The organism is Butyrivibrio sp. XBB1001 (assembly GCF_000424505.1).
Taxonomy (GTDB): domain Bacteria; phylum Bacillota; class Clostridia; order Lachnospirales; family Lachnospiraceae; genus Butyrivibrio.
The window spans coordinates 1-15,844 of sequence record NZ_AUKA01000021.1; the positions used below are offsets into that span (position 1 = coordinate 1).

12 protein-coding genes are annotated in these 15,844 nt (G+C 41.8%); 9 read left to right on the forward strand and 3 right to left on the reverse strand.

The features are described 5' to 3' along the window. The first annotated feature begins 228 nt into the window (after positions 1-228). The 8 genes from G631_RS0114415 (at position 229) to clpX (ending at position 10,232) form a co-directional block, all read left to right on the forward strand. The gene (locus G631_RS0114415; RefSeq protein ID WP_026490048.1) at positions 229-927 is read left to right on the forward strand and encodes a hypothetical protein; all 699 of its coding nucleotides are present in this window, start codon (positions 229-231) and stop codon (positions 925-927) included. A gap of 100 nt (positions 928-1,027) precedes the next feature. After that, positions 1,028-2,734: a GH25 family lysozyme gene (locus G631_RS0114420; protein ID WP_026490049.1), complete on the forward strand. Its 1,707-nt coding sequence runs from the start codon at positions 1,028-1,030 to the stop codon at positions 2,732-2,734. A 178-nt stretch (positions 2,735-2,912) separates the two neighbouring features. Further along, positions 2,913-4,142, forward strand: coding sequence for a UTP--glucose-1-phosphate uridylyltransferase (locus tag G631_RS0114425; protein ID WP_026490050.1), 1,230 nt, complete (start codon positions 2,913-2,915; stop codon positions 4,140-4,142). 183 nt (positions 4,143-4,325) lie between these two features. Next, on the forward strand, positions 4,326-5,342 hold the full coding sequence (galE, locus tag G631_RS0114430; protein ID WP_026490051.1) for a UDP-glucose 4-epimerase GalE: 1,017 nt from the start codon (positions 4,326-4,328) through the stop codon (positions 5,340-5,342). Positions 5,343-5,492: 150 nt separating this feature from the next. Beyond that, complete coding sequence (locus G631_RS0114435; RefSeq protein ID WP_026490052.1) at positions 5,493-6,296, forward strand: phosphatase; 804 nt, start codon at positions 5,493-5,495, stop codon at positions 6,294-6,296. A 24-nt stretch (positions 6,297-6,320) separates the two neighbouring features. Then, the gene (locus G631_RS0114440) at positions 6,321-6,590 is read left to right on the forward strand and encodes a hypothetical protein (RefSeq protein WP_026490053.1); all 270 of its coding nucleotides are present in this window, start codon (positions 6,321-6,323) and stop codon (positions 6,588-6,590) included. A 118-nt stretch (positions 6,591-6,708) separates the two neighbouring features. Further along, positions 6,709-8,424, forward strand: coding sequence for a S1C family serine protease (locus G631_RS19370; RefSeq protein WP_051197290.1), 1,716 nt, complete (start codon positions 6,709-6,711; stop codon positions 8,422-8,424). 221 nt (positions 8,425-8,645) lie between these two features. Beyond that, positions 8,646-10,232 carry an ATP-dependent Clp protease ATP-binding subunit ClpX gene (gene clpX, locus G631_RS0114450; RefSeq protein ID WP_026490054.1) on the forward strand — a complete coding sequence of 529 codons (1,587 nt, stop codon included), beginning with the start codon at positions 8,646-8,648 and terminating at the stop codon, positions 10,230-10,232. A gap of 436 nt (positions 10,233-10,668) precedes the next feature. On the opposite strand, the gene arcC is transcribed toward clpX, so the two are convergent. Then, positions 10,669-11,604 carry a carbamate kinase gene (arcC, locus tag G631_RS0114455; RefSeq protein ID WP_026490055.1) on the reverse strand — a complete coding sequence of 312 codons (936 nt, stop codon included), beginning with the start codon at positions 11,602-11,604 and terminating at the stop codon, positions 10,669-10,671. 169 nt (positions 11,605-11,773) lie between these two features. On the opposite strand from arcC, the gene G631_RS0114460 reads away from it, so the two are divergent. Further along, positions 11,774-13,144, forward strand: a complete 1,371-nt coding sequence (locus G631_RS0114460; RefSeq protein WP_026490056.1) for an MATE family efflux transporter — start codon at positions 11,774-11,776, stop codon at positions 13,142-13,144. Here the strand turns inward: G631_RS0114460 and G631_RS0114465 are convergent. Both G631_RS0114465 and G631_RS20405 read right to left on the reverse strand, forming a co-directional pair. Further along, positions 13,119-15,071: a glycoside hydrolase family 2 protein gene (locus G631_RS0114465; protein WP_035789874.1), complete on the reverse strand. Its 1,953-nt coding sequence runs from the start codon at positions 15,069-15,071 to the stop codon at positions 13,119-13,121. The two genes, G631_RS0114460 and G631_RS0114465, sit on opposite strands and share 26 nt — an antisense overlap. Next, a complete protein-coding gene (locus tag G631_RS20405) occupies positions 15,058-15,810 on the reverse strand; it encodes a DUF975 family protein (protein ID WP_026490058.1) in 753 nt (250 codons plus the stop codon). The genes G631_RS0114465 and G631_RS20405 overlap by 14 nt, the downstream gene beginning before the upstream one ends. Positions 15,811-15,844 lie beyond the last annotated feature (34 nt).

Here is a 15,844-nt window from a genome sequence, read left to right on the forward strand (position 1 = left end):
CGAACAGAAGAACACAAACGCAAATACATTAAGACGGGGAAATACAAAAAGAAAAGCTAGTGCGATTCATCCCACAACCGATTTCATCGGAAGGGGGTTTCTCGCACGATGTTTATAAAATATAATCTACCTTTGAATTCGGGATATATATAAACTACAATGAAAGTATCTTGGATTTGAGTTACACGTATAAAAAGAATAAACAAGAGAATGTGAGGAATAGAGGACATGAAAATAAGAAGATTGAGGTGTTTACTGGCTGGACTTACACTTGGTGTTTGCGGCTTGGTATTAAATCCTGTGAAGTCTGAGGCAACAGAAGGGCTATCAACCTCCTATGCGGATATTTCTGAGGAAACAAATATTCAGCAGAGTACAGATATAGCAGGCAATCCGGAAGAGGAAAAAGAGGAAGAAAAGATTGTTATTCCTCAGAATAATGTGGTTAATTCAAATGGCAAGCAGGTAAAGTCAACTGTAGCTGGCAACTATTATGCCTGGTCTGTTCCTGGGTTTGCTGTTATAACCCCAGAGTACGAGCTTCAAAAACAAGCCAATTTTATGATACTTGAGTATTTCTTTGTAACTACATGGGACATAGATGCAAGGACAGCTCCTGCAGCTATCGACACTATGAGTATTGTGGCACAGTCAGAGGAAGCTACTCTTGGAGCATCTTTTCAGATGACTGTCAGCAGACTCTTTTCCACTAAGGTATATCCCATGGTCAATGAAGAAATGCAGGTTGGAACGATGATTGAAATACCTGCAGATTTCAAGGAAGAAGGAGCCTCTTATGCTGTAGTATGTGTAAGAAGTGGCGGGGTATATGAAATCCTGCCTGATCTGGATGAGGACCCTGCTACTATAACATTTAATGCCCATGCTGGAACCGGAGCATACGGAATCCTAAGATACAGGGAATAAATACTAAGATTTTAAGGCATCATCACAATTGTGGTGGTGCCTTTTATTTGTTATAATTAAAATGTTAAGAAAAACTTAAAATTCATATGAGGGGAATAGTATGTTTAAAAGTGTCAAGAAAGCTTTACTTTCTGCAGCAGCGCTTCTGGGGGCAGTAGCGTTTCTGTCTTTATCACCTGTAGCTGAGACTACAGTCAGTGCCAGAGGCCCGGAAATTGCCATGGGAGTTGATGTGGCTAAATATCAGGGCGCGATTAACTGGCAGCAGGTCAAGAATTCTGGTGTTAAATTCGCCATGATCAGAGTTGGAACAACTAAAAAGGGAATGGATGAACAGTTCATCAACAATATAAATGGTGCTAATGCAGCAGGCATCAGAACTGGTATCTATATCTATTCTTATGCCACAAATCCTGAACAGGCTGCAGCAGAAGCCAATCAGGTTCTCGCCTGGATTGCGCCATATACAGTATCATTTCCTGTAGCAATTGATATTGAGGATTCATGCCAGAAGGGGCTCAATCCAGCTCAGCTTCAGGCTATTGCAGATACATTCTGCGGAATTATGTATGCTAACGGTTATGAGCCTATGGTATATGCCAGCAAGAACTGGTTCATGGGCAGAATGCCAGTAGTTTCTGCACCTAAGTGGGTTGCTCAGTATAGCAGTGCATGCGAATATCCTGGAGAGTATGCAATGTGGCAGTCTACAAGCCATGGACAGGTTGCAGGTATCCCTGGAAGAGTAGATATCGATCATCTTTATTCAGATTACTTTAGCCGTTTGATCCCAGAGGGATTTAATAGCTATGGTGGGAATATATATTATTACCATAATTATAGAAAACTCTATGGCTGGCTTAACCTTTCAAATGGAAGATATCATGCAGATGCCGCAACGGGTATCATAAATGCAGGATGGTTCCAGGATGAATCAGGAATCTATTATCTTGATCCGACTCAGGGCGGACTAGCCAAGGTTGGTTTTGCAGATATTGCAGGGGCAAGATATTTCTTTGACGCAAACGGCGTAAGACGTACTGGTCTTATAGATGTTGGCGGGGCACTGGTTTACGCCAATGCAGATGGTGTCTGTCAGAAGGGCCTTATTCCTCTTGAGGATGGTGTTCATTATTTTGATGATCAGTATTTAATGCACGTGGGACTTACTCAGGTTGGAAATAAGCTTTATTACTTTAATGAAAAAGGCGTCATGCAGACAGGAATGCTTGCCTTTGAAGTTGGAAAGTTCATGTTTGGCGCAGACGGCGCTGCTATTTCTGGCTGGTTTTCCAATGAACTTGGACAGAGATTTTATTTTGGACAGGATTTCAGGGCTTATGTAGGCCTTCAGCAGATTGATAAAGATGTATACCTTTTTGGCAATGACGGAGTAATGTTCACAGGCTGGACAGGTGATGTTGGTGCCAGATATTATTTCGGCGCAGATGGCAAGATGGTAAAAGGCTGGAATGCAATAGACGGAAGAGCTTTCTACTTTGGGGCTGATGGACTTATGGCTACAGGGCTGGCTCCACTTAAGGACGGAGTTTACTTCCTTGATCCTACAGATGGACACATGGTTGTAGGCTGGGTTCAGCTTCCTGATGGATGGAGATACTTTGATGCCAACAACGGCAAGATGCTTGCGGGTGTAACTGCTGTTCTGGATAATGTTGAGTGTACTTTCGACAAGAGCGGACTTTTGGCAGCACCTGCTGGCTGGGTTCCAGGAACACCTGCTCCTGTAGATCCGGCAGTAGTTGCAGCAGCTCAGACTCCGGCAGCACCTGCTACTCCACAGTAATAGAAACAGATACATAAACAGATACATCAAGGACCTGCGGGGGAAAATACCTTCGCAGGTTTTTTGGTGCGCATTTTTATCTTTTAACACCTATATTATTAGTATAAACAAGACAATTATGTTACAATGTAACGGCATGGGTTCAGAAACCCGTATTATCATGAAAGAGGTATGAACAATGGATTTTCAAAGTGCACAGGAGAAACTAGCTAAATATGGCCAGGAGCATGTACTTAAGTATTATGATGAACTTTCTGATACTGAGAAAGAAGAGCTTCTTGCCCAGATAGAGGATACAGACTTTGCAGTTTTAGAGAACTGCAAGAATCTTGGAAAGAGTGAGGGAAGAGGACAGTTTGCACCTCTTGCTGCAATGCAGGTTTCCGAGATTAAGGAAAGAGAAGAAGAGTTTAGAAAGATTGGCGTTGAGACAATTAAGGCTGGTAAGGTGGCAGCAGTCCTTCTTGCAGGCGGAATGGGAACCAGACTTGGTTCTGACAACCCAAAGGGTATGTATGATATTGGTCTTACCAAGCCAGTTTATATTTTCCAGAGAATAATCGAGAACCTTCAGGATACAGTAGCTCAGGCAGGTGGTGCCTTCATTCATCTTTTCATCATGACTAGTGAAAAGAATAATGATGCTACAGTAAACTTCCTCAAGGAGCACAATTTCTTTGGATATCCAGAGGATAAGGTTACTTTCTTCAAGCAGGATATGGCTCCAGCTTCTGATTACAATGGAAAGGTATATATGGAGGGCAAGGGCAGAATTTCCACATCTCCTAATGGTAATGCTGGATGGTATTCTTCTATGCTCAAGGCTGGACTTAGAGATGTTCTGTTAAAAGAGGGAATCGAGTGGATCGATATTTTTGCTGTTGATAATGTCCTTCAGAGAATCGCAGATCCTTGCTTTGTTGGTGCAACAGTTAATGCAGGTGTTTCCTGCGGCGCCAAGGTTGTTAGAAAGAATGCTCCAGATGAGAAGGTTGGCGTAATGTGTCTTGAGGATGGAAGACCTTCTATCGTTGAGTATTACGAGCTTTCACAGGAAATGATGGATGCCAAGGATGAAAACGGTGATCCTGCTTACAACTATGGAGTTATCCTTAACTATCTCTTTAACGAGAAGGCTCTGTTTGATATAGCACAGAAGACACTTCCTCTGCATGTTGTTGAGAAGAAGATTCCTTATATTGATGAAAATGCAAATCTTATCAAGCCAGAAGCTCCAAACGGATGCAAGTTCGAGCAGCTTGTTCTTGATATGATCCATGAGCTTGATACATGTCTTCCTTATGAGGTTGTAAGAGAACATGAATTTGCTCCTATCAAGAATAAAGAAGGCGTTGATTCTGTAGAGTCAGCTAGAGAGCTTTGCAAGCTTAATGGAATTGAGCTGTAATGCAATTTGTTGGGGAATGTGCGAATTTGTTACTGGAGCGAGCTGTTAGCAAGTGAATGGAACAATCTAACATTCTGACAGGTGTTCCTAACATAAGAGTGTTGTAATTAGTGACACCTATCAATACAATTAAACCATAGTAAACAAAAAACTTGGTGATACATAACAGAAAAGAGGTTGAATATGGCTATTCTTGTAACAGGTGGAGCAGGATATATTGGATCACATACAGTAGTAGAGCTTCAGAATGCAGGCTATGATGTGGTCGTTATGGATAACCTTGCTAATGCTAGTGAGAAGGTTATCGGAAGAGTTGAGGCCCTCACAGGCAAAAAGGTACCTTTCTACAAGGTAGATATAAGAGATAGAGAAGGTCTTGAGAAAATCTTTACTAGTGAGAAGATTGACAGCGTAATCCATTTTGCGGGACTTAAGGCTGTAGGCGAGTCAGTACAGAAGCCTTGGGAATATTATGAGAACAATATTGCAGGAACTCTTACATTAGTTGATGTAATGAGACAGCACGGATGCAAGAACATTATTTTCTCATCTTCAGCAACTGTATATGGCAATCCTGCATTTATTCCGATCACAGAGGAGTGCCCTAAGGGAACATGTACAAATCCTTATGGTTGGACTAAGTCAATGCTGGAGCAGGTTCTCACAGATATCCAGAAGGCTGACCCAGAATGGAATGTAGTTCTTCTTAGATACTTTAATCCTATCGGAGCACATAAGAGTGGAACAATTGGTGAGAATCCAAATGGAATTCCTAATAACCTTATGCCTTATATTACACAGGTTGCAGTTGGCAAGCTTCCACAGCTCAATGTATTTGGTAATGACTACGATACACATGATGGCACAGGAGTAAGAGATTACATCCATGTAGTAGATCTTGCACTTGGCCATGTTAAGGCTCTTAAGAAGCTTGAGCCAGGCAGTGGACTTAATATCTACAACCTTGGAACAGGTGTTGGATATAGCGTACTTGATATTGTCAAGAATTTCGAGGAAGCTACAGGTGTTAAGATTCCTTATGTGATCAAGGAGAGAAGACCTGGAGATATCGCAACATGCTACTCTAATGCAGATAAGGCAGAGAGAGAACTTGGCTGGAAGGCAGAGAATGGAATCAAGGAAATGTGCGCTGATTCCTGGAGATGGCAGAGCCAGAATCCTAACGGATATGAAGAGTAATATAGTATAAACCATTATTATGGGAATAGGATTAGCTATCCTTGACAAAATGTCGGGGATAGCTAATTATTGTTATGGCGTATGACTTATTGTTATTTATTTAGCGTGGGGGATTTGGGGAAATCTGAAATAAGATAATAGAGGTGAAATATGTACCAGATTGAATGTGATACCCACACACACACTTTATATTCAAGACATGCTTATTCAACTATAGAAGAAAATATCAGGGCAGCCAAAGAGAAAGGAATCAAGCTCCTTGCTAGCACTGATCATTTTAGCGATATGTTGTTTGGCGATTATGAGAATGTCAAAAATTATCAGTATCTCTTTTGCTCAAGTAACTGGCCAAGAGTATGGAATGATGTTACTCTTCTTCGAGGTGTTGAGGCTGATATTGTAGATATGGATGGAAATCTTTTCGGACATGACATTATTATCAGCAAGTCTGTAACTGGCGATGTTTATGATCCTGAGAAGAGACTGCTTGATATGGTATGTGAGAGAATTGATTTTGTCATAGCTTCAGTACATGCCAAGAGACATACAATTGGAAAGAGCATTTCAGAGAATACTAATATGTATATAAAGGCTATGGAGAATCCCAAGGTTTTCTTTATTGGACACATAGGAAGAGCCGGAGTGCCTTTTGATATGGATGAAGTCCTTAGAGTTGCCAAGGAACTTAAAAAGCCAATAGAGATAAATGAGCATAGCTTTTTCTGGGAGGGGCATCATCAGTCGGTTTGCAGAGATGTTGCCATGAGGTGTGCTGAGCTTGGAGTGGCCGTCTGTGTTAATACAGATGCTCATATGTCTCCGGAAATTGGAGAAACTATGCGAGTTCAGAAAATGTTTGAGGAAATAGGTTTTCCACAGGAGCTTATTATAAATAGAACCAAAGAGAGCTTTTTAAAGGGGCTGTCTGATTGCGGTATAGAGATTACATTATAAAGAGAAGTATTTAAGGGGATCAGAATGTTTAGACTTTGGGTTAAGCTGATAGATGATAATCATCTAATAAAGGATACAGTCATTTGTGATGATACTATGGATACCAGGACTCACAAGGTGATGAACGCTATAGAAAAAGCGTGCTATGAGCTTGATCTGTCCAAACCTATATGGCTAGACACAACAGTCAGGGACTTCCAAAGGCACTCAAAATGCCGCTTTACAAGGGATGCCTTTATAGAGCAGGTTAACTTTGATTATATGGAAATACAGGTGATTGAAGAGGAATACTGATACATAACCGGCTAATTATAAAAAGATATTATATTTTTATAATAATTAAAACACAATTCCGTCACAGAATCTTTTTATACTAGAGCCATAATCCAAATAAAGGAAGAAGGTAGTTATCATGTATGAAGATGACAAAATGGAACAGGGTGGTGTAAATAGTAATTCCAATTTGAATTCAACAGATAATGCGAATTCAGCAAATGAGCATAGTTCTTATGGAAGTGAACAGGCAAAGAGCAACAATACCTATTCTTATAATCCTTATTCCTATGCTAGCGGACAGCAGAATCCAAGTCCTTTCAGTGGTTATGGGAATAGCAGTTATAGTGGCGGTTATAACAATGCAGGAGCTGGTACAGGAAGTAACAACAGTGGTGTGAACAACTATGGTGGTTACAATGCTGGCAATAACAACTATGCATACAATAACCAGTCTAGTGCCCACAGCTATGGTACATATCAGTATGGTACAAATACCTCTGAGATTCCAACACAGGCTCCTAAAAAGAAAAACACCGGAGCAATTGTAGTTGCAGCTATTGCGATATTTGCACTTTTGGTTGGAGGAGTGGGTGCTTCATACTTTGCTGTTACGAACAGATCTGCAAAGACTGAGATAGAAGAAACTCAGGAGACAACACCAAGTGATTCTTCACAGGTTGCTAACGCTGACACAGAAGATACAGTCAAGACTACAACAGTTTCAGCTCAGACCAGTACAGTTGTAACTGATGTAACAGCGGTTGTTTCTGAGGTGATGCCAGCTATGGTTATTATCCACAACAACTATACAGCATCAGCTAGTTATTTTGGATATGTACAAGAGCAGGAAGCTACTGCATCTGGTAGTGGTATCATTGTAGGCCAGAACGATACTGAACTTCTTATAGCAACCAATTATCACGTAATTGAGGGCGCTGATACATTGGAAGTTATTTTTTCAGATGATGCTACAGTTGAGGCTGTAGTAAAGGGAACTAATTCCGACATGGATCTGGCTGTTATCGCTGTTATGCTGGATGATCTTTCAGATGAAACAAAGAGTGCGATCAAGGTTGCAACGCTTGGAGATAGTGATCAGCTTGTCCTTGGAGAGCCTGCCATAGCAATTGGTAATGCTCTTGGATATGGCCAGTCAGTTACAACAGGTGTTATTTCAGCTCTTAACAGACAGGTAGAGCTTGATGATGGTAGCACAAGAGAATTTATTCAGACAGATGCAGCTATCAATCCTGGTAACTCAGGTGGAGCACTTCTTAATGTTCAAGGCGAGGTAATTGGTATCAACTCAAATAAGATTGGTGGAGACACTGTAGAAGGTATGGGATATGCTATTCCAATTTCTGCTGCTAAGCCAATCATTGAACAACTTATGAATGAAGAAACCAAGATTAAACTCTCAGATGAGGAGAGAGGTTACATTGGAATCTCAGGAGTAAGTGTTACTTCAGATGTATCATCTATTTATGGACTTCCACTTGGTGTCTATGTTGCAGAGGTTACAGCAAATGGCGGAGCTGAAGCCGCTGGAATCCAGAAGGGTGATGTTATTGTCGCTTTTGATGGAGCTGAGATCGCTTCTATGGATGATCTTCAGACTAGACTTCAGTACTACGCTATTGGAACAACTGTAAAAGTTACAGTAATGAGACAGAATGGTTCAGAGTATACAGAATATACTTATGATGTTACACTAGGAGGTGCAACAAACACTAGTGGAAATGGTGAAAGCGGTTCTGCAGATGGAACTGGCCAGGGTCAGTATGATGGCCATCAGGTTCCAGCCAAGCCAGAGGACAAGAACAACAATGGCCAGAGCGAAGGCGGACACTAATTAATTAGTCAAATCTTAGAACTTAATGGTTGCTATGGGTGACGAGGAGCCATCCATAGCACTTTTTATTGAATAGGAAATTGCTTTCCTATTCAATGAAAAACGCTCCGCTGTGGATGCGCACTCGCGCGATAGGTAAATGTTGCATAAATGCAACCGCGCTCGGCGCGAGAATGTCGCAAGCGACATTCTTTCTTATCATATCAATATGAGGAAAATTTATGAGAAACGATGATTTTGATTTCAGAGAAGTTACAGACGACGAGAAAGTAGACATTCAGGATACACCTGTTGATGTTGTGGATAACACAACTGGTGATACTGTCTCTGATGATGCCAGGAAAAATGAAGCAGGTGATAACAAGCCATCAGATAATGACAGTAAGCCTGAATATGAGGATGTCTGCTTTGTCTGCAGACGCCCTGAGAGTAAGGCTGGCAAGATGTTCCATCTTCCCAATAATATCTGTGTTTGCGATGATTGCATGCACAAGACTATGGATGCTGTGAGCCAGTTCGACTATCAGAATATGCTTAACAATCCCAATCTCATGAATGAGCTCAACAAGAACTCTGGAATGCCAAACATGGGCTTCTTCAACATGGGTGATTTCCAGAATAATGGTTTTAATATGGGTGGTGGCATTCCAAATTCCCAGAAGATAAAGAAAAAGAGCGAGGCTTCTTCCAAGCCGGCTATTGATATAAAGAATATTCCAGCGCCACACAAGATCAAGGCTAAGCTTGATGAGTATGTAATTGGTCAGGATCAGGCTAAAAAAGTAATGTCTGTTGCGGTTTACAATCACTACAAGCGAGTAGCAACAGATACTATGGATGAAATTGAAATAGAGAAGTCCAATATTCTGCTTCTGGGACCAACAGGAAGTGGTAAGACATATCTTGTTAAGACCCTTGCAAAGCTTCTTGATGTGCCTCTTGCTATTGCTGATGCCACATCCCTTACTGAGGCAGGATATATTGGTGATGACATCGAGAGCGTAGTTAGTAAGCTCCTTGCAGCAGCAGGTAATGATGTTGAGAAAACTGAGCATGGAATTATCTTTATCGATGAGATAGACAAGATTGCCAAAAAGAAAAACACAACATCAAGGGATGTAAGTGGAGAATCTGTTCAGCAGGGAATGTTAAAGCTTCTTGAGGGCTCTAACGTTGAGGTTCCAGTTGGAGCAGGCAGCAAGAATGCAATGGTGCCACTTGCAACAGTTAATACCAGAAATATTCTCTTTATCTGTGGAGGTGCATTCCCGGATCTTGAAGAGATAATAACTCAGAGACTTAATAAGCAGACTTCAATTGGATTTGATGCAGATCTTAAGGATAAGTATGAGGACGATCCAAACCTTCTTTCAAAGGTTACAGTAGAGGATCTAAAGAAGTTTGGTATGATCCCGGAATTTCTTGGTCGTCTTCCAATTATATGTTCACTTCAGGCTCTTACTAAGGATATGCTTGTAAAGATCCTGAAAGAGCCCAAGAATGCTATTCTCAAGCAGTATCAGAAGCTCCTGGCTCTTGACGAAGTTGACCTTGAATTTGATGATAGTGCTCTCGAAGCCATAGCAGAGAAGGCCATGGAAAAAGATACTGGAGCACGAGCTCTTCGCGCCATCATCGAGGAATTTATGCTCGACATCATGTACGAGATACCCAAGGATGAGAACATTGGCCGTGTCACAATAACCCGCGACTACATCGAAGGCAAGTCATCACCTCTCATCGAGATCCGTGGCGACCTTGTACCCAAGATCCCTCAGTTCAACGTAGAGCAGGCCACCAACACCTAACCCGCTAGCGCCCATCCACGCTCGCACAGCGAGCGTATATAACAATAAAGTGATCAGTTCTCCAAGCTAGCTTGTGAGACTGATCTCTTTATTGTTATTAAGGTGCTACGCACCTGTATGGCATTTTCAATTATGTAGAACTTTGTCCGCCCTGCAAGTTTTGGCCTTCCGAGGGCGTATTAAAAGAAAGTGTGCGCGAACATTTGAGAAATGTTTCATTTGCCAGTGACGAGCAGGCAAAAATACTGCGCAGATAAAAGGGCTGTCGGACACTCAGACATGTTGAGCCATGGACAGGAACCCCAGACAGAAATTTTGAAGCTCATGAACTAACCCTCCACTCACAAAGGCGAAAAAATATCTCTCACAAAGTCGCTCGCGGTAGTTTTCTGCGCACTGGGCGCCTTAGTATACGCTCCGGGCTGGGGTAGCAGTATCAGTAGATGATGCGGGTGCCGGCTTTGCCCTTGAGGGCGTCGGAGACAGATACGAGGGAGGTGATGACTACCTCGCCTTCGTGGTTGGCTTCGAGGAATTCGATGGCTGCTTCAATTTTGGGAAGCATATCAGTTTCGCCAAATTCTCCGGCTTCAATGTATTTTTTGGCTTCGGAAATGGTCATCTGAGGGATTTCTTCCTGAGTTTCCTGGCCGAAGTTTTTGTATACGAATGGGACGGAAGTCAGGATTATGAGCTTGTCGGACTTAAGATCTGCTGCAAGCTTGCCTGCTATTGCGTCCTTCTCAATTACGGCAGAAGCACCCTTGAGAACATGACCCTGCTGTATAACCGGAATACCGCCTCCGCCACAGGCAATAACAATCTGACCTGCATCGACTAATGCCCTGATAGCATCGATTTCAACTATGTCTATTGGCTTGGGAGCTGCTACAATTTTTCTATAGCCCTTTCCAGGATCTTCTTTTACAAAATTTCCCTTCTTGACTTCATTATCTGCATCTTCCTTGGACATGTAACGACCAATGGCCTTGGTAGGTGCATAGAAGGCTTCATCATAGGGATCTACAGTCACCTGAGTCAGGATTGTGCTGACAGCCTTGGATATTCCGCGTCCTGTCAGTTCTGCCTTCAGAGAATTCTGAATATCATAGCCAACATAGCCCTGGCTCATAGCACTGCATACACACATTGGAGCTGCTGTGTAATCAATGTACATTCTATGAAGTTCAGTCATGGCTTTATGGATCATACTGACCTGAGGGCCATTACTATGGGTGATTGTAAGCTGGTATCCGGCTTCTACAAGATCTGCAAGAGCCTTGGCTGCGACCTTGGTCGCTGTAAGCTGCTCTGAGGTTGTTACACCAAGAGCATCGTGTCCTAGAGAAACTACTGCTTTTATGTTTTCCATATTATCTCCATTTCCCTGAGTTTATATTATTAAAATACGCGTAAAGCCCGTATTTCAGTATAGAATTTAGACTTATTGTACAAAATTAATTCCCACTTTACAATAATTATAGAAGTGTAGTACTATATTCAACTGTTTGGATTAAATAGTCGAATAGAGGTTAACGATTATGAGTAAAAATACTAATATAAAGGACTTGACTGTAGGCGATCCTATGAAGCTTATCATGGGCTTTGCCATGTCTCTTTTCTGGGGCATGTTATTTCAGCAGTTATACAACATAATTGATACAGCAATCGTATCCTGGACCCTTGGTAAAGAAGCTTATTCAGGAATGGGCTCAACAGGAGCTGTGAACTTTTTGATCATGGGCTTTTGTATGGGTGTCTGCAATGGCTTTGCAATTCCTATAGCTCAGAGATTTGGGGCCAAGGATTATAAGAGCATGCGCAAGTTCTATACTCATGCAATCATTCTGTGCTCAATATTTGCTGTGATCATGACTTTCTTTGTCAGTGTATTCTGCAGACAGATCCTACTTGCTATGAAGACACCAGATTCAATCCTTGATTACGCTTATCAGTACATAATTGTAGTATTTTTAGGAATTCCAGCTACATACATGTACAATCTTTTGTCAGCCACAATAAGAGCGCTTGGTGACAGCAAGCATCCGGTACAATATCTGATAATTGGCTCAGTGCTTAATATTGTCTTAGACCTTGTATTTATAATGGTATTTCAATGGGGAATTTTTGGAGCAGCCTTTGCTACAGTTGTTTCTCAGCTTGTTGCTGGAACGCTTTGTCTTTTGTACATTATTAAAAAGATAGATATTATGAAGCTTTCAAAGGCTGACTGGGAACTGGACAGATCACATTTTGTTATTTTGTTTAATATGGGAGTTCCAATGGGACTTCAGTATTCCATAACTGCAATAGGAAGTGTTATCTTGCAGACAGCCATCAATGGCCTTGGAGAAGATGCTGTTACAGCAGTTACTACAGCAAGTAAGGTAGCAATGTTCTTCTGTATTCCTTTTGACGCTCTTGGTTCGACTATGGCTACCTATGGCGGACAGAATGTGGGAGCTAAAAAGCTCGACCATCTCACGCAGGGACTTAAGGCTGCTGTGAAGATTGGAAGTATTTATTCTGTTATAGCCTGCGTGATACTGATATTATTTGGCAGGAACTTCTCGATGATATTCTTAAATGCCAGTGAAGTAACCTGCCTTGATAATGCTCATCTTTTCCTGATCTATAACAGCCTGTTTTATATTCCGTTGGCCCTTGTAAATATAGTAAGATTCCTAATTCAGGGAATGGGCTATTCAATGTTTGCAGTCCTGGCCGGAGTTATGGAGATGATAGGTAGATCGGCAGTAGCTATTTTGCTGGTACCGCACATAGGCTTTACAGCGATATGCCTTGCCAGCCCTGCAGCCTGGATTCTGGCTGATGCCTTTCTGATACCTGCCTTTATAATGGTCAGAAATAAACTGCAAAAGATATTCAATGGTCAGGTTGAGATTTATTAAGAGCAATGTCTATATTGCTTGACAGACTTGGATCAAGATCAGGATTAATCTTGGTTATGCGCCTGTCATAGGTCATAAGACCGTTGACTTCTTCCTCAACGTCACTGACCTGAGTATAAACTGCACCGGCAAGGCCCTTGGTTATAAGTGGCTTGATAGTACCGTTCATAAGGTTATAATATGCGACACCTAGTTGATCTAAGGTGTCGTATTTTTTATATCCAAAAACTCTGTCGACACTACTATGACCGGCGATATGATGAGTAAATCCGCCATACTCAGATATTACAAAAGCTCTGCCATTAGGATCTTTTTCAACTGTGAGGGGTCTGAAATAGTTGTGGACACTTCTATAGTCGCCACTTCCCTCATCAAACCATCCGCTGGCCTGATCAATTGGTCTGGTATTATCTATTTCTCTGGCGATAATTGTGGCACTTGCTGCATTAAACTGACCCCAGCCCTCATTGAATAAAACCCAGGTTGCGATACTAGGAACGTTGTACAAGTATCTTATTGTATTCTGCATCTCCTTAAGCCACTCGCCACGTCCTTCGGCAGAACCACGTGAAAAAGTCTTGTAGGTCGCGGGACCATCAGGCATACGTCCAAACACCTTTGGGAAAAGAGTTGGAAGATATGACACCACTGGCTTGGCATAGGAGGAACCTCCGCTAACCATGTCCTGCCAAACTATCATCCCAAGGCGGTCACAGTGGTAATACCATCTTGCAGCTTCAACCTTGATATGCTTGCGGAGCATATTAAAATGAAGTCGCTTCATTTCTGTAATGTCATATATAAGCGCTTTGTCGGAAGGAGCTGTGTAGAGCCCATCTGGCCAGTAGCCCTGGTCAAGTGCACCCATAAGGAAATACGGAGCATGATTCAGGCAGAACCTGCTGATTCCTGATCCGTCTTTTTCTATTGAGTAATAGCGCATGGCAAAATAGGAGTCAACATGATCCTCATCTGTGATTATCTGAAGCGGATACAGATAAGGGTCTTCAGGGCTCCATAAATGTGGCTCTTTTATGGTAAAAGAAAAATGGTAGTAGCTAGGAGAAATCGCTGAATGGTCTTCTCCAATGCTGGGATATGTATCTGAGGAAAAAGAAAAATCTCCAGTAAAGGTAGTATCATAGCTGTCAGAAGAAGATGGTGATTTAACCATCTCATAGCCAGGGAATTTAACAGTAACTTTGCTGGGGTTATTGGTGGAAACCTCGATGGATAATGTCTTAAGATCAGCTTCTGGTCTGATCCGGAGTTTCCTGATGTAGGTATTTGGAACCTCTTCAATCCAGACAGTCTGCCAGATGCCACTCTGACAGGTGTAGTACATGCCACCTCTTTTAAGAGTCTGTTTTCCCCTGCTGTGATAGGAGGAATCACTGGTGTCCTTGACTCTGACGTGAAGCATGTTATCAAGGGACTCTTTATTGTGACCATCAAACAAAAGATAATCTGTTATATCCAGGGTAAAAGGAAGATATCCACCACTGTGAGAGCCTACAAGGGTGGAATTAACATAGATATCAGCAAACTGATCTACTGCTCCAAAATGCAAAAGAAAACGGGAATTATGGTGGGTTCTCTTTAGGACAGGAAGTACCTTTTTGTACCAGAGATACTGGTATGGCTCAAGACGCCTTTCGACGCCTGATAGCATTGCCTCTGGAGAAAATGGTACTAAAATGTGACCATCCATTTTTTCAGGAATTGATGAGCCCTGTTCCTCTGGAACAATACAGTATTCCCAATCACCGTTCAGATTGATATAGCTGTTTCTTTGAAACTGTGGGCGAGGATACTCTTTGAGTACGTTGTCTTTGTCAAGGTTTTCACCCCAAGGTGTATATAATCTATTCAGGATATCGTCCTCATGTGGCTTATCGATAGCACGGATCGCATCAATCAAGTCCATTTTGTTCCTCCTTGGCTGGCATATTGCTGCCGGCATTTGAAATCAGTTTTTGATAAAAGACAGCTATAGTAGCATATCTGTAAACACTTATCCACAAAAGCGGGATAAACAAAGTTAGAATACCAAATAAGTACAGGGGAATAAAGCTCAAATAGAGTGCAAGCAGCTTTAATTTGTTGCCCTGCATCAGTTTGCGGCTGCTTCTAAGGAGCTCTTTTGCGGAGCGCTCAGGGAAGTCATGCAAAAGAAAAAAGGACTGCGAATAAACCAGCGAGACATAGAGGTTTACTACAAAGCCAACTAAGAGAGCAATGATCATTGCTATGTATCCGCTCTGGGTAGGAGTCCTCTGGACCATAAAAAGAAGAACTGATGCCGGGAGACTTACAAAGAAATCCACCAGAACAAATACTGACTGGATGATCACAGCTTTTTGAGGATGCTGTTTTAATCCAAAGAAAATATCTGAGGCAGCGATAGGCTGCGAGTAGACCAGATTCATATAAAGGTAGGCCTTGCCGGATACAAGAACTCCCAGAAGAATATTTACAATCAGGTTGATGATGAGATTTATGACAAAAAAGATGATACTACCAGAGGTTCCTACAGTGGTAATACCAGAAATGATAAGCTGAATTATGAAAATAATAATATTGGCCAATATAAGAGATCCATATTTGTCTATGGATCTTTCCTTGGCCGTTGCCTTAAGCTCTGCAATTTTAATAGTGTTAGACATTTAGTATATGCTCCCCTGACAACACCTTCTTATG

Coding starts and splice junctions, on each gene's coding strand:
- G631_RS0114415 (WP_026490048.1), top strand. CDS start 229: ATGAAAATAAGAAGATTGAGGTGTTTACTGGCTGGACTTACACTTGGT.
- G631_RS0114420 (WP_026490049.1), top strand. CDS start 1,028: ATGTTTAAAAGTGTCAAGAAAGCTTTACTTTCTGCAGCAGCGCTTCTG.
- G631_RS0114425 (WP_026490050.1), top strand. CDS start 2,913: ATGGATTTTCAAAGTGCACAGGAGAAACTAGCTAAATATGGCCAGGAG.
- galE (WP_026490051.1), top strand. CDS start 4,326: ATGGCTATTCTTGTAACAGGTGGAGCAGGATATATTGGATCACATACA.
- G631_RS0114435 (WP_026490052.1), top strand. CDS start 5,493: ATGTACCAGATTGAATGTGATACCCACACACACACTTTATATTCAAGA.
- G631_RS0114440 (WP_026490053.1), top strand. CDS start 6,321: ATGTTTAGACTTTGGGTTAAGCTGATAGATGATAATCATCTAATAAAG.
- G631_RS19370 (WP_051197290.1), top strand. CDS start 6,709: ATGTATGAAGATGACAAAATGGAACAGGGTGGTGTAAATAGTAATTCC.
- clpX (WP_026490054.1), top strand. CDS start 8,646: ATGAGAAACGATGATTTTGATTTCAGAGAAGTTACAGACGACGAGAAA.
- arcC (WP_026490055.1), bottom strand. CDS start 11,604: ATGGAAAACATAAAAGCAGTAGTTTCTCTAGGACACGATGCTCTTGGT.
- G631_RS0114460 (WP_026490056.1), top strand. CDS start 11,774: ATGAGTAAAAATACTAATATAAAGGACTTGACTGTAGGCGATCCTATG.
- G631_RS0114465 (WP_035789874.1), bottom strand. CDS start 15,071: ATGGACTTGATTGATGCGATCCGTGCTATCGATAAGCCACATGAGGAC.
- G631_RS20405 (WP_026490058.1), bottom strand. CDS start 15,810: ATGTCTAACACTATTAAAATTGCAGAGCTTAAGGCAACGGCCAAGGAA.